Consider the following 20,108-nt stretch of genomic DNA (forward strand, 5'->3'; position numbering starts at 1 on the left):
TCGGCGGTTCCTGTAAAGGTCAGTACTGAAATATCTCCTAAGCAAACAGCCGGTTGATCAAAAGATGCTGTAGCATCGGGAGCAGGAATAACTGTTATTACAGCACTGCTTGGTTGCGGATTATCACAACTTGGTGATGTTGAACTAGCAACATTAATAATATCAACTGTTGTCGTTGTCAAAAAAGGATTAGTAACGGTAGCTGTTCCCGAACCGTTCAAAACTACAGTCTGAGCACTTCCGTTGTTTAAAGTATAGGTTATCGTGGCATTTGGTGTACCAGTAAAAGTTATGTTTGAAGTAGCTCCTTCACAAATGGTATCAGGATTCACGGCCACTGTAGCAGTAGCCAAAGGCAAAACAGAAATAGTTACAGTAGCTGTAGCGTTGGCACAAGCCGGATTACTCACCGTGTATGTAAAAACATAAGGACTTCCGACCAACGTCATGGAAGAGACATTCAAAGTTCCCTGAGAACCATTCGATGTAGCTATTGGACCTGTCCATACTCCGGTATTATCAGGCGTCCCTCCTAACAAATTAAACAAATCAAAAGGCGCCGTGCTGCTGATTAAATTTTCACAGATATTCAAAACCCCGTTAGAGCCGGCATCATTAATATCATAAATATTAGCCAAAACCGCAAACCTATTGACACTCTCACATGGTGGATCCACAGTGGTTGCATAATAAGTATGACCGTTAATCAAAGGTGTAGAAGGATCCAGAGGAAAACTGGAAAACGAATTGAGGTACCAATTGTTATTTCCGGTAGCATCTAAATTACTAACTGTTGGGGGCGTGCCCGAATTACAAAAATTCTGAATCGGACTTCCGGTCGGAGTAGGCACGTAACCCACTACAGCCCTAACAGCTCTTCTTGATGTTTCACAACCGGTATTCGGATTGGTTTGACTGGCATAGTAAAGAGTGCCGTTTACAATAACTGTCGTGATTGGTAATGGACTACCTCCTGTTGGGGTAGCATACCATTGTATATTATTCCCTATTGCTACAAAATTCTGAAGTGTGGCATCGTTGAGATTTTCTACACAAGGCCCTTGAAACGGATCTGCAATGGGAGCAGAATAAATAGAAACCGTCACACTCTGTCTTGATCCACAAGCACCGGTATTGTCATCCACAAAATAGTCTTCTCCATTTTGCAAACCTGTACCTGGCGCCAAAAAAGCTCCGGCCGGATCACCTGCATTGGCGTACCATTTAATTCCCCCTCCGTTGTTTGTTGCTACCAAACTGGCAACAGTAGGCGACTGTGTATCACAAAAACTTTGATTTGGATTGGTGATTGTCGGACATTGCGCATAGACTATACTATTGAAACCAAATAAAAAGGCAACTAAAGCAAGTTTTAAAAAATATTTTTTAGCAAGAGTAATTATTCTCATAAGCAATTCAGTTTAAACACTTTTGAATTTTATGGATTTCTATTTCATTGTTACCATCCAAAATCGATGTTATGGATGACTTCCTGAATTAGGATTTATATAGTTTTATCCAAAGTAAAAATGCTACTACTATATTACAGATTAAAATAATCTCATCTTTTGAGTTGTTAAAATGTTATAAACAAAATAATCAACATTATTAACAAACTATTAACAACTGCTAAAAAACATAAAAAGCTGAAATAAAATTATTTATGAAAAAATAAAGCTCAAGAATGAAGTTATTAATACTTTCAAAAAAAATTGACGAAAATAAAATTGTTAATAAATATACTTCGAAAAACAAACTGCTGCCGATTAATTGCAACCTGGCAAAGAAGAATTAAAAGGTTAATTTTCCGGCTTCAACTGCAGCCGATTTGAATTCGGCCATAATATCTTCTATAATTGCACTTACCGGTTTAATTTCATGAATCAATCCGGCTATTTGACCAATCTCCAATTCGCCTTCTACTAAATCTCCCTCAAACATTCCTCGCTTGGCCCTGGCTCTACCCAGCAAGTTTTTCAATTCTTCCGGTGTGGGGCATTTTGCATATAAATCCTGAATATCGTTGAAAAATTTATTCTTAATTAAACGCACCGGAGCTAACTCTTTCAGGGTTAGCTGCGTATCCCCTTCTTTGGTTTCTAAAATAACATTCTTGAAATTATCATGAGAAGAACTCTCTTCAGAAGCGGCAAATCGAGAGCCCATCTGAACACCATCAGCACCAAGAATCATAGCCGCCAACATTCCCCTGCCACTGGCTATCCCTCCTGCAGCTATTAACGGAATTCGGATTTGTTCTTTCACCATAGGAATCAAAGTAAGCGTCGTTGTTTCTTCACGTCCGTTGTGCCCTCCGGCCTCAAAGCCTTCTGCAACGACAGCATCTACACCAGCCTCCTGAGCTTTTAAGGCAAATTTGGAACTGCTCACCACGTGTACAACTGTAATGCCTTTCTCTTTTAAATAACTGGTCCAAGTTTTAGGATTTCCAGCCGAAGTAAAGACGATTTTCACCTCTTCTTCTATGATAATCTGAATGATTTCTTCAATATTCGGGTATAGCATCGGAACATTAACCCCAAATGGTTTGTCTGTTGCTTTTTTACATTTTTGAATATGTTCCCGAAGCACATCCGGATACATCGAGCCCGCTCCTATTAACCCTAGCCCACCTGCATTACTAACTGCACTTGCTAATTTATAACCGCTGTTCCAAATCATTCCTCCTTGAATAATTGGATATTGTATTTTGAAAAGTTGGGTAATTTTATTCATAAAAAGAATACGAGTATATTTAGTTTTTGATAATTTTTCCGGTTTGGACAAAAGACTGACTTTTAATTTTATACAAATAAATTCCGGACGATAATTGCTCTAAAGAAACCATTTGATTTGTTTTTTGAACAGATTGCTCCAAAACAATTTGCCCCAAATCATTGTAAAAACTGACCTGAACCTCATCCAAATCGTTGGGAAAAGAAAAAGTCAAAAAATCCTGAGCGGGATTCGGATAGACCAAAAATCTGCTTTTGGAAATATCATTAACTGACAGCGCAGTATTTAATGCCAATTGGAAATCAGGTATTCCGTACCCATACTGATTGGTCGGATTACTATATCGGTCTGCCGATTGCTTGACAAAATCGACTAATTGTGCATTAGTAGCCCATGGAATAGCCTGCCAGAAACACGCAATAGCTCCTGCTAAAATGGGACATGAAAAAGAAGTTCCGCTGGCTGTGACTACAGCACCTGTAATATTGGAAATGACAGCATCCTGCCCTTGAGCCATGACATCGGGTTTTACCCTTCCATCAAAACTAGGACCAATGGAACTGAAGCCGGCATAAGTTCTATCTGGTTGTACAGCACCTACACCTAAGACATTCGTAGCTTCGGCGGGTACATTTATGTAGGGATTTGTTGTAGCTCCCGAATTTCCGGCACTGGCTACTACGATTATCCCTTTATTGAAAGCGATATTGGCACCCTGAGATGCAAAAGCTGTATTTCCGTCTAAATCTTCATACGAATGACTGTAATTGGGATTATCATAAACTGCATATCCTAAAGAACTTGAAATTATGTCTACACCCAACCTGTCAGCCTCTTCAGCGGCTTCAACCCAATAACTTTCTTCCACAGGATTTTCTCCGGACACATCCTCGGTTATGAAAAGATAGTATTGGGCATCAGGTGCAGTTCCCACCAATTGCCCATCAACATAGCCTGCCATACAGGACAATGTCATTGTACCGTGATTATGAGTAGAAAACACATCTGTATTTTGGGCAACATAATTATAGCCTCCTAAAAACAACCCATGGTTAAACATTCGGTTAAAAGGAGTAATGGTGTTGGCCGCAGAAAATCCGGAATCTAAAACCGCAATAATTTTACCGTCCCCGGTGTAATTGGCCTGATGCAACAAATCCGCATTTAGCATCTGAATTTGGTTTCCCGAATTGCCATAGGCAAAAGTTGTTTGCACATCCAGCACTTTGTTAACAGGAATTAAGGGCCTTGAAACTGTTGTTTTGCTATTGAGAGAACTATTGGCAAAACGAATATGATCTACAAAAACAAAAGAGGTCAGTGCCTGAATATCATCAATACTTCCTCGAATATGCAAACAATTCAGCCATTTGGATTGGGCCTTTACGGTAATCCCGGGAGACGCTGCAACTTGATCAATATAAGTCTGTTCAATAGGAGCATCCGTAATATCCAGCGAAATTGTTTGTGCCGTTCTTCTGTCCAAGGCTCTTTGGGTTAAGGCACTCAGTGGATTATCAAAAAAAAGCTGTGCATTAGGCTTATCATTAAAGTAAACCCAGGCATCTTCTTGTGTATAGCCTAAAAAACCTGAAAGAAAAAAAACGAATAACAGTATTTTTTTCATAGCACTATCCTTTTGGAAAACGCTAATTTATGAAATTACTCCTGAACCCACTAATTCTTCCCCAATGTTCCAAGCTACAAACTGACCTTCTGTTATTGCGGATTGCGGCTCATCAAAGGCAACATATAATCCACTATCAAATTGGTACAAAGTAGCTTTTTGTAAAGCTTGTCGGTATCGTATCCTAGCCATAACCTCCATACACTCTCCGTTCTTTAGCGCCAAGTCTTGACGTATCCAGTGGATTTCAGAAGGTTGGACCCGCAGTGTTTTTTTGAATAAACCAGGATGATTTTGGCCTTGACCGGTATAAATTGCATTTGATTTAACATCAGTAGCAATAATGAAAAGCGCTTCTTTCGTCCCTCCCACATTGAGCCCTTTGCGTTGACCTATAGTAAAATAATGAGCTCCCTGATGCTTTCCTACTATTTTTCCGTTTTCAGGCAAATAAGAAATCCCCCGAGCTTCAAAAGCCAATTGCTCTTCTAAAGAGGCAAAACTTGGCAATTCTTGTGCGTAAATAGGATTATCAGAATTGATTTCATAAATCAAACCTTCTTTTGGTTGTAGTTGTTGTTGCAAAAATTCGGGCAAACGAACTTTACCGATAAAACACAACCCTTGCGAATCTTTTTTCTCGGCAGTAACTAAATCTAACTGCGTTGCTATTTCACGAACTTCCGGTTTGGTCAATTCTCCTATTGGGAATAGTGATTTCGCTAATTGTTCTTGAGATAATTGGCACAGAAAATAAGATTGGTCTTTATTGCCATCCTTACCCGCCAACAACTGATAAACGGGTTTTCCATCTACTTCGATTTCTCCTTTGCGACAATAATGCCCGGTGGCTACAAAATCAGCTCCGAGACTTAGCGCTATTTTCATAAAAACATCAAACTTGATTTCACGATTACACAATACATCGGGATTTGGAGTTCTCCCTTGTTCGTATTCGTTGAACATATAGTCAACTATTTTTTCTTTGTATTGTTCGCTTAAATCAACTGTTTGGAAAGGAATCCCCAGTTTTTGAGCAACGAGTAGCGCATCGTTACTATCTTCCAGCCACGGACATTCATTGGAAATGGTCACTGAATCGTCGTGCCAATTCTTCATAAAAAGTCCAATAACTTCGTAGCCTTGTTCTTTTAATAAATAAGCAGCAACACTCGAATCTACACCTCCTGAAAGCCCAACAACAACTCTTTTCATTTTTTAGCAAAATTTGCTCCAAAATTACTCGATAAATTGTTATTCTTCTAACGGTTTAACTCTTTTTTGGAATTTCTTCCCTTGTTTATTCATGTTAATCTCTTTCAATTTTCCTTTTTCAAGAATTTTCCAGACGCCCACTTTTTTACCATTCTTAAAAAGTCCTTGCCCGGTAATTTTCCCCAATGGATCTCTAAAAATTGCCGGTCCGTCGTACTCCCCGTTTTTATAAATGGTTTCTTCCATCACCACACCATTTTCAGCATAGTTTTTATAAGCTCCATCTTTGATACCGTTTTTATAAGTCGTTTCTTCAGCTATCTTCCCACTGAGATAAAATACTTTTCTGACTCCATTTAATTTTCCGTTCGTGTAATTTTCAAGTGTCATGACAACGGGAGAATCTTCGTGGTAATATTTCCATTCTCCTTCGAACTGCTTGTTCACGACTTTCCCTTCACTTACTTTATTATTTTTCTGATTATAAAAAATCGTATAGCACGAATTATCCTTGGCATTGAATTCGCGTGTGGCAATTACCGTACCGACTTTAGTATCATCAAAAAATCTAAATATGCCTGTTTCTTTACCATGTTCAAAAGTACCTTCATAACGGGGGCGTTTAGACTCTTCGTAAATACCTTTCCATAAACCATGCTTTTTCCCGTTTTCATCGAACTTATTGACGTCTTGGGCAAAGCATAGTTTAATAAAAAAAAAGAAAATAAAAACTAATCTCATAAAATAATTTATTTAAAAACGCAAAATTAAAAGTTTTAGTATTCTTTAACGCTTCTTTTATCAAAACTTTACAATACTATGTTTTTACAAAAATTTTAATTTAGAACATTTTTTTTTTACATTTGGAAAAATTTAAACTAACACCAAATGAAAAATTTAATGAAAAAACTGGGTGGAATTGCAATAGCTATTTCAGTAATCTCATGCTCACAAGACAATGGTAATAAATCAGTAGGAGCACAGTCAATTGCTACAATTGCAAAAGCGACTCCTGAAATGGACAGTCTAGTAGTTGCTTTAGATTTAACTAATTTAACTTCCACATTTGAAACACAGGGTGATTATACTGTCTTTGCTCCAACCAATGATGCTTTTTCGAGCTTTCTTTCCGGTCTAGGAGAGCCTAGTCTTGCTCAATTAGAAGAAGATTATCCAGGATATTTAGCTAATATCTTAAAATACCACGTTTTGACTACTAGAGTTCTTTCTACATCATTAACCAACAACCAAGAAATAACGACATTACAAGGTCAAAACTTTAAAGTGATGATTGAAGACAATACTGACCCTTCAACTTATTATTTTTACAATAACATATTAACATTGACTAATCCTGATTCGTCATCTTCATATTTTGCAGCTACAGTACTTGCCAGAGATGTTAATTGCAGCAACGGAACTCTTAACCCAATAGATAGTGTTATGCTTCCTGTCACGGAATAATAACAAAACATAGAATAAAAAAAGCTCCTTAATAAGGAGCTTTTTTTATTCTATAAAAGTTATATAATCATTTTACATTATTGAACTTTCCTTAATTTATTCTTTTTTTTATCAAACAAGCATCAAAAAACCCAACAATTCCTGTTTCCTTCCCGTGTTCAAAAGTACCTTCGTAACGGGGGCGTTTAGACTCTTCGTAAATACCTTTCCATAAACCATGCTTTTTTCCGTTTTCATCGAACTTATTGACGTCTTGGGCAAAAAGAGCAAGGGTTTGCATTAAAAAAAGGAAAATAAATTTCATACAGAATAATTATATACGGTGATAAATGAAGTTGTAAATTTAAGGCTATTATACAAAACGAAGAATATTTTTTTTTTAGTATACCTCTTATTGTTAAAATTGTTTTAAAAAAGATATTCATTTTGTTTAACTATTCGAACACTTTCAGATAACATTTATTTAAAAAAACTCAATAAATACTTATAAAAGACTGCTAAAGAGATTCTTATAATGCTAAAACAAAATTGTTAAATTTATTATAAATTGTCATTTTGTTTATTCTTTTTTAATTTTTGTTAAACAATAATTTTTAATTTAGCCGAAACACTAAAGAAAAAAATCATGAAAAATCTAACAAAATTATTAAGTATTACATTGTTCTCACTGTTGACCTTTTCGTGCAGTAGTGACGATAACAATTCAAATCAGCCGCAAACGATTGCCGCTATTGCATCATCTAATCCGAATTTGAGTATTCTGGTACAAGCGCTTAACAAAGCCGGATTGACTTCTACTTTTGATAGCCCGGGAGACTTTACGGTATTTGCGCCAACCAATGACAAATTCCAAGCATTCCTAACCGCTAATGGATTTGCCAATTTAGATGCTGTTCCTGTAGATGTATTAACAGAGATTTTAAAAAATCATGTTGTTTCAGGATCATTTTACAGTAACGAGTTGACCACCGGTTATGTAAAAACATTAGCCAAAGGATCAGCTTCCGCAACCAACACTTTGAGCATGTTTGTACAAGTTGGAACAACCGTAAAATTAAACGGTGGTGCTACTAATGGTGGCGCAACAGTAGTGACCGCAGATATTGAGGCTTCTAACGGAGTTATTCATATTGTGGATAATGTTATTGGTCTGCCGACGGTTGTAAATCATGCTATTGCTAATCCTGATTTCTCAAACTTAGTAGGAGCATTAACAGATCCCAATCAACCTGATTTTGTTTCTGTACTCTCAGGAACAGGACCTTTTACTGTTTTTGCCCCAAACAATGCAGCCTTTACTTCGTTAAACACTGAGTTAGCCCCGGGAGGAATTGCCGGTGTATCGGCAGCCAATTTAACTAAAGTGTTGCAATATCATGTGGTAAGTCCGGCAAATGTGCTTTCCTCTTCATTAACAGAAGGACAAGTGGTAACGCCTATCTTAACTCCGGCACAAACCTTCACTGTGCTTTTAAGCGGAGGCGCCAGACTCAAAGATGCAAACAATAGAGAGTGTAACATTGTTGCCACCGATGTTCAAGCATCAAATGGTGTGATACATGTTCTGAGCAAAGTACTATTACCTGCATTATAAACATCGTCGTCTGACTAATATAAAAAAAGCGCGGTTTATAACCGCGCTTTTACTTTTACTTTATTTTGAAGTATTTACTTTTTCTTGTTTTGTAATTGTTTCTGTGCTTCAGCCTGTTCCATCATTTCTCTCATTTTCTTTTGGAACTTTCCTTCAGTTTTCGGCTTTGCTTTATTCTCCTGAATTTGAGCATGAATTTTATCACTGTTGATAAAATACTTTTTGATCACTAACATGATTCCAATGGTAATTAAGTTGGAAATAAAGTTATACAAACTCAATCCTGAACCGTAATTATTGAAGAACAACAACATCATTACCGGGGAAATATAAATCATCATTTTCATGATTTTGGTCATATCCGGCATGCCCTCCTGCTGCGGTTGAGCCATCGCTTGGTCGCCTGAAGTCATTTTCATATAAAAGAAAATAGCAATGGCAGCCAAAATCGGGAACAAACTGATGTGGTCACCATACACCGGAATGTGGAATGGTAATTTAACGATTTCATCAAATGACGATAAATCTTTAGCCCATAAAAAAGGTTGTTGTCTCAATTCAAACGCTGACGGGAAGAATTGGAATGATGCATACATAAACGGAATTTGAATCAAAGCCGGAATACAGCCTGCCATAGGGTTTACGCCTGCTTTGTTGTACAATTTCATCGTTTCCTGTTGCTTTTTCATTGGATCTTTTTTGAATTTTTCTCCAATTTCCATAATCTCAGGACGCAATACTTTCATCTTCGCCTGCGACAAGAATGATTTAAATGTGATAGGCGACATGGCTATTTTAATCAAAATAGTAAAGATGATGATTGCAATACCCAATCCCATGAATGAACTCAAGAAACCAAACAGCGGAATGAAAATAAACTTATTAATCCAGCCGAAAATTCCCCAACCTAATGGTATAATCTTGTCCATGCCACGGTCATACTCTTTCAATGTTTTGTAATCTGTAGGCCCAAAATACCAGTTCATTTTATAATCTAACTCTCCATTAGTAGCAACCAATGGCACATTGGCTCTGAACTGTTTTGTGAAAGTGGTGTCGATTTTTTCATCATTAACCAAATTGTTGGAATGCAATTTTGAAGTTGCAAACGGCGTTTTGGTCAACAAAATGGTCGTGAAAAAATGTTGTTTGAAGGCGATAAAAGTAACTTTTTCCGGAGTTTCTTCTTTATCTTTCCCCTGCCCTACATAATTGTCTTTTCCATCTTCATATTCGTAGCGAACATCGGCATAACGATTCTCATACGAGATACTTTTTTCGTTGCGGAACGTTTTCAAGTCCCATTGCAAATCAATCGGTTTTGATGTGTTCAAAACGGCACTCAGTCCTTGTGAATGAATATCAAAATCAACTAAATATTTCTTCGGTGCCAGTACGTATTTGTATTCCAAATATTCATTAGCTCCTGATTTTAGTTTCATGGAAAGAATTTGATTCTCACCTACTTTGGTTAAAGTCGGTTCAAAAAACAAATCTTTGGTATTTAAAACACGATTGTCTTTGGTTTGCAACTGCAGGTTAAAATCAGCATTGTTATCCTTGATTAAGGCTACCAGTTGTTTAGAATTCTTCGTAAAACGTTCATAGTTTTTCAAAGTGGCTTCAGCAATATACCCTCCTTTGTTAGCGATTTTCAATTTTATGAATTCGTTTTCCAAAGTGGTGAAAGCTTCTTTGGCAGACGGCAAAGTTGCCGAATAAGCAAAACTACCCAAAGCTCCCTGAAGCTCTTTTATTTTAACCGAATCGGCAACTGTAGAATCTTGCGCTACTGCGGCTAATTCTTTGGTTTTGCTTTGTTTTGCCTGTTGTGCCTTTTCTACTTTTTCTTTTTTAGCTTTTTCCTGTTGCTCTTTCAGATCGGTTTGACGGTTATTATACATCATCCACATGATGATTACGAAGATTAAACCGAATCCGATAATTGAATTAAAATCAAATTTTTTTTGTTCCATTTTTAAGTATTTGTCATAAGAAGCAACAATTGGAATATTGTTACTAATTTATTTTTTATGTTTTACCATAGCGGCCACAAAGCTAACAAAAATAGGGTGTGGATTTGCAACGGTACTCTTATATTCAGGATGGTACTGTACCCCGATAAAAAAAGGATGGTTTTGAAGTTCCACAATCTCAACCAAACCGGTATCCGGATTCACTCCCGAAGCAATCAAACCGGCACTTTCCAGTTGATTTCTGTATTTATTGTTGTATTCGTAACGGTGACGGTGACGCTCCGTAATTTGGCTTTTGCCATAAATTTTGTGTGCCAAACTTCCTTCCTGAATATTACATTTCCAAGCTCCAAGACGCATCGTTCCTCCTTTGTCCGTAATATTTTTTTGTTCTTCCATTAAAGAAATAACCGGATTTTTGGTTTTCTCATTCATCTCCGTCGAATTGGCATCTTTTAAACCTAAAACAGTTCTGGCATATTCGATTACTGACATTTGCATTCCCAAACAAATTCCGAAAAACGGAATATTATTTTCGCGGGCATAACGAACCGTTTCAATTTTACCTTCTATCCCACGACTTCCAAAACCCGGAGCAATTAAGATTCCGTCCAACCCTTGCAATTGTTCTGCCGCATTGGCTTCATCAATATATTCTGAATGCAGACTGATTACATTTACTTTGGTTTGATTGGCAGCACCGGCATGAATAAATGCCTCTAAAATCGATTTATAAGAATCTTGTAATTCAACATATTTTCCAACTAAACCAACATTTACTGTCTGTTTCGGATGCTTTAATCGGTGTAAAAAAGTATTCCAGTTTTTCAAATCCGGAGCGGATTTTTTGGGAAGATTTAATTTCTTTAAGGCTACTATATCCAATCCCTCTTCCAACATTAAATTGGGCACTTCATAAATAGTTGAAGCGTCGATAGACTGTATTACCGCTTCTCTTTTCACATTACAGAACAAAGCCAGTTTTTGACGCAATTCATCCGACAATTCATGTTCTGTTCTGCACACTAAGATATCGGCCTGAATACCACTTTCCATTAAGGTTTTTACCGAATGTTGTGTGGGTTTGGTCTTCAATTCTCCGGCAGCAGCCAAATAAGGAATCAAGGTTAAATGCACCACTATACTGTTGTGCTCTCCTAATTCCCAAACCAATTGACGTACCGATTCAATATAAGGAAGCGATTCAATGTCGCCGACTGTTCCACCAATTTCAGTGATTACAATATCATAATCTCCCGACTTGCCCAACAATTGCATGCGCTCTTTAATCTCGTTGGTAATGTGAGGGACTACCTGTACCGTTTTCCCTAAAAACTCGCCTCTTCTTTCTTTTTCTATTACCGAAAGATACACTCTTCCGGTGGTCACATTATTCGCTTGCGAGGTAGGTACGTTTAAAAATCTTTCGTAATGCCCTAAATCCAAATCGGTTTCCGCTCCGTCATCCGTTACGAAACATTCTCCGTGTTCATAAGGATTCAAAGTTCCCGGATCCACATTGATATACGGGTCAAATTTTTGAATAGTTGTTCGATATCCCCTGGCCTGTAGTAACTTGGCCAAGGAAGCCGCAATGATACCTTTTCCTAAGGAAGAGGTCACACCGCCGGTAACAAAAATGTATTTTGTTGGATTCATTGTAAAAGTAATTGTTGTGTTGTTGTCGTTGTTGTAAAAAACCAGGCAAAAGTACTGATTTAATTTGAAGATTTGAGAATTTGAAGATTTGAAAATTATTATTTTTTGGGATTGCTAAACGCACTTATAATATCTTCAAATTTTCAAATTATGACATTTTCAAATTGGCTTAGGATATTGTTTTTTAATGTTGCGTACCAGTTGTTCCAAACCGTTTAATTTGAGTTCATAAACGAGTTGCAATTGTTCCCCCAGTTGCCCTTTGGGAAACCCTTTATTGGAATACCAAACCACGTAGTATTCGGGTAAATCGATAAGATAATACCCTTCGTATTTGCCGAACGGCATTTTGGCATGCGCCAGTTTAATCAGGAGTTGCTGTTGCGAATTCAATTACTTCCAATTAAAGACAATCACCCTTTTGATATCAGGATGCAAACTAAAATGAACCGGGCAGGTCATGGCCGTTCTTTCCAAAATAGTTTTGGTTTTATCATCGGGTTCCAAATTCATATGGAAAGTAACATGAATTTCTGAAATACGTCTGGGTTCGGCTGCCATTACTTTGGTTACTTCAGCCGTTGAACCTGAGAAATCCACATTCATCTCTCGGGCTTTGATACCCATTACGGTAAACATACAACTGGCCAAACCATTGGCTACTGTATCCGTTGGCGAAAAAGCTTCGCCTTTGCCGTTATTGTCTAAAGGGGCATCCGAAATAATTTCGCTGCCGGATTGTAAGTGTATGGAAGAGGTGCGTAAATCACCCAGGTATGTAACTTTGGAAGTAGGCATTATAAAGCTTCTTTTATTGTTAAATCGTCATCGTAATACAGGATGTAAATTCCCTTATTGGAATACCCCGCTGTAGTATTGGCAACATATTCAAATTTGTTTTCTATTTGTTCCGAAGCAGCTGTCTGTACTGTTTCATTGAAAGGCTTGTCTTGTGAAAGACGCAACAAGGTATCAAAGGTTACGTCAAAGCCACGAATAGCATATTGATTCGGAATAATTTTATTCAGTTTTTTGTATTTGGCGTCAAACTGATTGGCTTCATCGGTCTCATTCGGACGTGACAGCGAAGGGTATAGCATTTTCAATTTGGTCAAACGATTCAACGGAATTTCTTCGTAATCCAAAGTTTCATTTGGCTCCATAATAACCAATTGTACCTGATACTCTTTTTGGGCCGCTAACATAGCCGCGGTAGTGGCCAAAATCATGCTGGTACTCTCTGAAGCCAGCACCACATAGTTGAGTTTGTCTTTTTGCAACCGCACTTTTAAACTGTCAGCCACGATTCCTCCTTTTTCATTGAGCCCCACTACGCGAACTCCTTTTTGCATGTCCTGAATGTACTGCTTAACACTACCTTTCTTCGGGTCTATTACCGCAATAATATTCCCGCCTTTGGCGCGCATGTAGTTAAAAACAGAAGAGCGCAACAGGTCAGCCGTTGGCATGGACTGGTAAAGGTTAGCGTATTTTTTTCCTGATTCTTTAGACAAAGGAGAAATTACCGGGGTACCGGTAGCCCCTACCAGTTCCGCTAATTTCTCAGCGTTGGATTGGTAGAAGGGTCCGATGATGGCATCCATGCTTCCTAAATTCTCCTGAGTGACCAAATTGGCTACATTGGAAGTACTTTTAGTTTCCTGAGAATCCAGGATTTTGATGTCTACATTCAATCCTAAAACCTTTGCCGAATCGATAGCCATCAAAGCGCCGGAATAGAAATCAAGCGTTAGATTCAGAAACTTATCTTTTTTCAAACGCTCTTGTGTCGTGTTCAACGTATCACTTTGGATCTTGTTGATATTAAAGGGTAAAAGTAATGCGAGTTGTTTCCTCGCATTAGTATTTAATTTTTTCAGTAAGTTTCCTTGTCCCTGAACAGGATCCGGTTTGGGTAGTTCCTTTTTGGAGATGATGGGCACCCTGAGAATCATACCGGGTTTTACGCCTCTTTTCAATTCCGGATTCAGTTCTAACAATTCGCTTTCGGACATGCCGTATGTAGTGGCGATACTTGAAATCGTTTCGTTTGGTCGTACCACATACTCCTGTAAGTACTTTTTACCACTGGAAGCATTGGGTGTGACAACCGGTTTGGTTGTTGTACCCGTGCCCGAGTCTGTTTTAACCGGGGTTTCCGCCACCGCATTCTCCGTTGCAGCCACTTTTAATTTCATTCCTATAGGAAAGCCGTTTAAAATTTGCGGATTCAATTGTTCCAATTCCTCGATGGTCATTCCGTATCGTTTGGAAACACCATATTTGGTTTCTTTAGGTTCAATCACGTGAAAGGCGGTTTCTGTCTTAGGCTCCGCCGTTTTGGCTACCTCTTTCACTACTTCCTTAACGGGTTCTTTTACTACCTCTTTGGGTGCTTCGACCGTTGGCACAGTTGCTACAGGACGCTCCCCGACAGCAGCCGGAATTTTGATGGTTTGTCCAATTTTTAAACCGTTATTCAACAGCGTACCGTTGGCTTCTTTTAATGCCTCAATAGTTATATTGAATTGTTTGGCAATGCTGTACAATGTTTCTTTAGGCTGTACCAAATGCGTGGTAGGCGGGTTTCCTGTTTGTTTTTGAGCAACCGGTTTCACAGCGGTAGGCATTACCGTTGAAGGCGGAATTAACAGAACACTATTCAACTGAATTCCGTTTTGGGAATCCGGGTTTAACTTGTAAATATCAAAAGGAGTTACCTTGTATTTTTGCGCAATGCTATTGACAGTTTCCCCTTTAACAACAGTATGTTTAATATATTTCTCCTGCATGGCCGATGCATTGACCACAAAAGAGAATACTGTCAGTAATATTGAAAAAAGGATGCGATTTTTCATGTACAAATTGTTTTATTCATGGCTAAAATTAACAAATCTTTTTTATTTCAAAGCAAATAACCGATTTTTTTTAACCGTTTGTCGATAAAATGGGATTACTCCCACTCTATCGTTGCCGGGGGTTTCGAGCTGATATCATACACTACCCGATTGACTCCTTTTACTTTATTGATGATTTCGTTAGAGATTTTCATCAAAAACTCGTAAGGCAAATGCACCCAATCCGCGGTCATACCGTCTGTTGATTCAACGGCACGGAGCGCTACTACTTTTTCATACGTACGCTCGTCGCCCATGACTCCGACACTATTGACCGGAAGCAAGATGGCACCGGCCTGCCATACTTTGTCGTACAAGCCGTGTTCTTTTAGACCGTTGATGAAGACGGCGTCTACTTCCTGAAGGATTCTCACCTTTTCCGGTGTGATGGCTCCTAATATTCTTATGGATAAACCGGGCCCCGGGAAAGGATGTCTGCCCAGCAATTCGTCATCAATGCCCAGTGTTTTTCCAACTCTTCGCACCTCATCTTTGAACAGCATGCGCAAAGGCTCTACGATTTGCAGTTTCATATAATCGGGTAAGCCGCCTACGTTGTGGTGAGACTTGATGGTGGCAGACGGGCCTTTGACGGAAACGGATTCGATGACATCAGGGTAAATGGTGCCTTGGGCTAACCATTTGACGTCTTCGATATGGTGGGCTTCGTCATCAAATACTTCGATAAAAACACGGCCGATGGCTTTGCGCTTGGCTTCGGGGTCTTCGATACCGTTCAACGCTGCCAGGAACCTTTCGGAAGCGTCGACACCTTTTACGTTTAAGCCCATGTCTTTGTATTGGTGGAGCACATTTTCGAATTCATTTTTACGAAGCAAGCCGTTGTTTACGAAGATACAATAGAGGTTTTTGCCGATGGCTTTGTTTAATAAAACGGCGGCCACTGTAGAATCGACACCACCGGAGAGGCCGAGCACGACTTTATCGTTTTTGACTTTTTCCTGCAGTTCTTTTACACAATCTTCAACGAAAGCATTGGGTGTAAAGTTTTGTGGTACCTCGGCAATCTTAACCAAGAAGTTTTCTAAGATTTGTTTTCCGTCAGTGGAATGGTATACTTCGGGGTGAAACTGAATGGCATAGGTGTTTTCGCCATCGATGCGGTAGGCGGCATTGGCTACGTCTTTAGTACTGGCCAATAAAACGCCATTCGTCGGCATTTGTTTGATGGTATCGCTGTGGCTCATCCACACCTGGCTGTTTAAAGCGACTTCCTCAAAAAAGGCTTCATCGTCTTTGATGAAGGACAGGTTGGCTCTACCGTATTCGCGGATGTTGCTTGGCGCTACTTCGCCACCATTGAAGTGGGCTAAATATTGGGCACCGTAACACACGGCAAGTAACGGGAGTTTGCCCCTAATTTGGGACAAATCAGGATGAGGAGCGTCTTCGGCTCTTACGGAATAAGGGCTACCGGAAAGGATAACCGCTTTGTAGGACGATAAATCATTGGGAAAATGATTAAAAGGGAAGATTTCACAAAAGATATTCAGTTCCCTTACGCGGCGTGCAATGAGTTGTGTGTATTGCGAGCCGAAATCTAAAATAAGTACGTTGTGTTGCATGTGCAAAAGTACTATTCTGAATTAAAATATAAAATGGTTGGCGTTATTTATTTGTGATTTTCGATTTCAGCCTTGATAAGAGGTATTTTACTTCTGTAAAGCCTCATTTGGGTACAGGGGTTCTCTTTGTTATTGCCGTTAATCGAGTGCATTTACTTTGAACGACAATTTAACAATAATGAATGATTGATTGTTAATATTTTATGGTACCTGTTTTTGAGTTTTATAGCTCTTTTCTTTTTCTTTGCTCTCGATTTTTTTGAATCTTGGAGACCAGAAACCAATCAAACGGAGCGAAATCCGAAAAGCTTAAAGAGTAGGGACAAAAAAAATCAAGCATGAAAAAAATTACTATTAGTGTATTACTTCTTTTCACTGCATTGACCTGGGCACAAGATGGTGTTTCTGACACTACCTTCGGAACCAATGGTTATGTGACTGTGAGCAGAAATAACGGAGCTACCTTTGGGGAGTTTGTTCAGCCCGACGGCAAAATCATCTACATTCAGGGAACCCAATTCAAGAGATTGAATGCCAATGGTGAAGCGGATACTACGTTTGGAGTCAATGGTGTCATCAATATTGTTCAACCCTATTACTACATTGAAAATTTTTGGGTGGTTAATAACCAAATTGTGTTGTTGACCAAAGGCATTTATGATGTTTACAACATGGGGCGTTATAACTTTGACGGTACGGTTGAGTCGAGCCTTGGCGGCGGAGCGGGTTACGTTACCCTTGACCTTGGGAACGACATTTACAATCAGGTTCGTATGAAAGTATCGAATGACGGAAAACTTCTTATAGGCGGTAACAGCGATACTGCTTATGGAAGTTATAATGATTATTATGCCCGAAGACACAATTTAGACGGTACAAAAGACACTACGTTTAACTTTGACGCTACGGAATTGGGCATCAACGTGGCTTATACTTCGATAGGCTATGCTACGGATGAGCGAATTGGTGATATTGATATCATGTCTAACGGGCAAGTCATTGTTTCGGGTATGTCGGCGTTTCATCAAAGTACTTCTACTCAAACCTCATACACCAGAGCTACTTTTGCCATTATTCCAAACGGAAGCGGGCAGCCTGCAGTGAGACAACACGATTATACTTGTTACAACTGGGCTAAATCGGACTTAGCGTTGGATCAGAATGACAACATCTATGTATTGGGCGGACAGATTGGAAACGGGACTTCGATGCCGGTGGTAAACAGTATTGAAAAATGGAACGCGGCCGGTAATCCCTCCACTTCTTTTGGGACTAACGGATTATTAACGCTATCCGACCTGATTATTGAAGGCGATAAATTTGCTGACTTTACAAAAATCCTTGTTCAGCCTGACGGAAAATTGCTCTTGGGAGGTACTGTGAAGCCCACCAGCGGAGCTTCATTTACCCCTTATATTATCATGGCACGTTATAACCAGGACGGTACATTAGACAGTACTTTTGGCACCAATGGCTATGTATTATTTAACATCCCGTATCTTAGCGGGAACTCAGGATACAATTACTTCTCTCACATTATCGCTTCGGCTGATTTTAGTACGGTGTATATGTGTGGCAGCAACCTGGATTATGCCGTGGTTGTGAAATACAACAACAGCTCCTTGAGTGTTCCGACTGTATCGGGGAATGAGTTTGAGGTTTATCCTAATCCGGTAACTGATTGGTTGCACCTCAAAAATCTTGGGGAGACTGCCTCGGTTACTGTTTACAATATGCTTGGACAAGAGTTGCTGACTGAAGCTTTGCCATCTGAGCAGGGCGCCATCAATCTTTCGGCTTTGAAGCCTGCTACTTATGTTGTGAAAATTGCGGCGGGAAATAACGTAAAGACTTTAAAAGTTATCAAAAAATAATTCCCACAACACCCTTTTGTAAAACCCGAGCAAATTATTGTTCGGGTTTTTTATTTGTACCCACTGCCGCGAAACCCAATTCGCTTTTTGATAAAAGCACCTGTGAGGAAAAGGATTGGGTTGTTTGTTTGTACTGTATCGTTTGGTCTCCCCTATACCGCTACACGCCAAGGGAAAACCCGATTTACAGGAGCGGATGCTCTATTTATATAGCAGGATGCTCTGTTTATACGACCGGATGCTTTATTTATACAACTGGATGTTCTATTTATACAGCCGGATGCTTCATTTATACAGCCGGATGCTTCATTTATACAACCGGATGCTTCATTTATACAACCGGATGCTCTATTTATACAGCTGGATGCTCTATTTATACGACCGGATGCTTCATTTATACAAGCCAATGCTTCATTTGTATTGTTCGTTATGCTAAAGGAGTGTGGAGTTCCTTTGCCTGGTTATGTGACGACGGGAATATGGCGGGGTTGGCCCCTATTGCTTGTTGGTGAATTGTTAAAAATTAGTTAAAGTTTTTACTTCCAACGATTTACGGCACGCTGATTGCGTTTTTACCTACAAATAGTGTGTTGCTATTTGGTAAAGGAATTTTAATTTAAAAATGTAAAATTATGAACAGTTACGTAAAATTAGAAGAAGTTACCGCCTTGGGTGACTTTATTTTGACGAGTTATACTCGTGATTTTGATGCTATCAAAAGTCGGTTTGCAACGATGAACAATGACTTTAAAGATGCTTTTATTGCTAAGCTTGATTTTGTGAAGCATTTGGAAAGCAGCCTGATGTTGACCGAGAGTCAAAAGGGCATTACGGCGAGTTTGTATGCCGAAGCTAATCAGTTGAATAAGGAACTGAATTATTTGAGTGTGTATTTTGAGGAAGCGGCATTGAATACTGCTATTGTAAGCGGTTTAAAAAATGATTTGCTTAACGGGAACATTGAGGGGGCTATTTTGAAGATTGAAGGGGTGAAACAATTTATTGGAGCTCATCAAAGTGAGTTGGTTGCACAAGGGATGGCTGCTGATTTTGCCGACACCTTAGAGGCGCACCGAGCGAGCCTGGAGGACAAAAACAGGATTCAAAATGAGATGATGGACAGCCGCAAGCAGCTTACGAATAAAAATGTGGGGCACTATGAGGAGTTGAAGCGTATGATTAAGAAGATTATGCGCAACGGTAAGCTTGTTTTTAAGGGGACGGTTACGCAGGATGAGTATACGGGTTTGAAGTTGGTGCAGCGTATGCGGGCGGCTAAGCGTAACAAAGAAGAAGGTGACGGTGCGGTATGATGTGGGACTGGTTGCTGTGATGAGCCCGGGGTGATGCCTCGGGCTTCTTTTTTGGTGTGGGGTAGTGATTTGTGTTTTGTATGGTGATTATTCGTAGGAATTTTATATTTTAGTGGGCGGGTATTCTTCTTATCAGAAGTAATGCTTCACCAAAGTTGCGTATAACA

Annotated in this window: 16 protein-coding genes; 4 read left to right on the plus strand and 12 right to left on the minus strand. The window is 39.2% G+C overall.

What is annotated here, in order from left to right:
- The 5 genes from ACSVH6_RS11515 to ACSVH6_RS11535 all read right to left on the minus strand — a co-directional run.
- Positions 1-1,409, minus strand: a 1,409-nt coding sequence (locus ACSVH6_RS11515) for a hypothetical protein (RefSeq protein ID WP_438078634.1), incomplete at its 3' end; no start/stop codon positions are given.
- A 382-nt stretch (positions 1,410-1,791) separates the two neighbouring features.
- The gene (locus ACSVH6_RS11520) at positions 1,792-2,736 is read right to left on the minus strand and encodes an NAD(P)H-dependent flavin oxidoreductase (protein ID WP_438078636.1); all 945 of its coding nucleotides are present in this window, start codon (positions 2,734-2,736) and stop codon (positions 1,792-1,794) included.
- Between the two features lie 19 nt (positions 2,737-2,755).
- Positions 2,756-4,363 (minus strand): S8 family serine peptidase, encoded by a 1,608-nt coding sequence (locus tag ACSVH6_RS11525; protein ID WP_438078638.1) that lies wholly within the window; start codon positions 4,361-4,363, stop codon positions 2,756-2,758.
- A gap of 27 nt (positions 4,364-4,390) precedes the next feature.
- Positions 4,391-5,578, minus strand: a complete 1,188-nt coding sequence (mnmA, locus tag ACSVH6_RS11530; RefSeq protein WP_438078640.1) for a tRNA 2-thiouridine(34) synthase MnmA — start codon at positions 5,576-5,578, stop codon at positions 4,391-4,393.
- Positions 5,579-5,617: 39 nt separating this feature from the next.
- Positions 5,618-6,319, minus strand: a complete 702-nt coding sequence (locus ACSVH6_RS11535) for a toxin-antitoxin system YwqK family antitoxin (protein ID WP_438078642.1) — start codon at positions 6,317-6,319, stop codon at positions 5,618-5,620.
- A gap of 147 nt (positions 6,320-6,466) precedes the next feature.
- Between ACSVH6_RS11535 and ACSVH6_RS11540 the strand changes: the two genes are divergently transcribed.
- Positions 6,467-7,042, plus strand: coding sequence for a fasciclin domain-containing protein (locus tag ACSVH6_RS11540; RefSeq protein WP_438078644.1), 576 nt, complete (start codon positions 6,467-6,469; stop codon positions 7,040-7,042).
- A gap of 91 nt (positions 7,043-7,133) precedes the next feature.
- Here the strand turns inward: ACSVH6_RS11540 and ACSVH6_RS11545 are convergent, their stop codons facing one another.
- Positions 7,134-7,346, minus strand: coding sequence for a hypothetical protein (locus tag ACSVH6_RS11545; protein ID WP_438078645.1), 213 nt, complete (start codon positions 7,344-7,346; stop codon positions 7,134-7,136).
- 321 nt (positions 7,347-7,667) lie between these two features.
- Here ACSVH6_RS11545 and ACSVH6_RS11550 point away from each other — a divergent pair, with 321 nt between their 5' ends.
- Positions 7,668-8,636 (plus strand): fasciclin domain-containing protein, encoded by a 969-nt coding sequence (locus ACSVH6_RS11550; RefSeq protein ID WP_438078647.1) that lies wholly within the window; start codon positions 7,668-7,670, stop codon positions 8,634-8,636.
- Between the two features lie 74 nt (positions 8,637-8,710).
- Here ACSVH6_RS11550 and yidC read toward each other — a convergent pair whose 3' ends face one another.
- The 6 genes from yidC to guaA all read right to left on the minus strand — a co-directional run bounded on the left by yidC (position 8,711) and on the right by guaA (position 16,754).
- Positions 8,711-10,612: a membrane protein insertase YidC gene (gene yidC, locus ACSVH6_RS11555; protein ID WP_438078649.1), complete on the minus strand. Its 1,902-nt coding sequence runs from the start codon at positions 10,610-10,612 to the stop codon at positions 8,711-8,713.
- A 48-nt stretch (positions 10,613-10,660) separates the two neighbouring features.
- Positions 10,661-12,271, minus strand: a complete 1,611-nt coding sequence (locus ACSVH6_RS11560) for a CTP synthase (protein WP_438078651.1) — start codon at positions 12,269-12,271, stop codon at positions 10,661-10,663.
- A gap of 159 nt (positions 12,272-12,430) precedes the next feature.
- Positions 12,431-12,664, minus strand: coding sequence for a DUF3820 family protein (locus ACSVH6_RS11565; RefSeq protein ID WP_438078653.1), 234 nt, complete (start codon positions 12,662-12,664; stop codon positions 12,431-12,433).
- Entirely contained in the window at positions 12,665-13,069 is a 405-nt protein-coding gene (locus tag ACSVH6_RS11570; protein ID WP_438078655.1) for an OsmC family protein, read from the minus strand.
- Positions 13,069-15,129: a LysM peptidoglycan-binding domain-containing protein gene (locus ACSVH6_RS11575; protein ID WP_438078657.1), complete on the minus strand. Its 2,061-nt coding sequence runs from the start codon at positions 15,127-15,129 to the stop codon at positions 13,069-13,071. The genes ACSVH6_RS11570 and ACSVH6_RS11575 overlap by 1 nt, the downstream gene beginning before the upstream one ends.
- 95 nt (positions 15,130-15,224) lie before the next feature.
- Positions 15,225-16,754 (minus strand): glutamine-hydrolyzing GMP synthase, encoded by a 1,530-nt coding sequence (gene guaA, locus ACSVH6_RS11580; protein ID WP_438078659.1) that lies wholly within the window; start codon positions 16,752-16,754, stop codon positions 15,225-15,227.
- Between the two features lie 338 nt (positions 16,755-17,092).
- On the opposite strand from guaA, the gene ACSVH6_RS11585 reads away from it, so the two are divergent.
- Entirely contained in the window at positions 17,093-18,628 is a 1,536-nt protein-coding gene (locus ACSVH6_RS11585) for a T9SS type A sorting domain-containing protein (protein ID WP_438078661.1), read from the plus strand.
- 632 nt (positions 18,629-19,260) lie between these two features.
- The gene (locus ACSVH6_RS11590) at positions 19,261-19,941 is read left to right on the plus strand and encodes a hypothetical protein (RefSeq protein ID WP_438078663.1); all 681 of its coding nucleotides are present in this window, start codon (positions 19,261-19,263) and stop codon (positions 19,939-19,941) included.
- The last annotated feature ends 167 nt before the right edge of the window (positions 19,942-20,108 follow it).

Origin of the sequence: Flavobacterium sp. XGLA_31, assembly GCF_051547105.1 — a bacterium.
In the GTDB taxonomy this organism is placed as follows: Bacteria; Bacteroidota; Bacteroidia; order Flavobacteriales; family Flavobacteriaceae; genus Flavobacterium.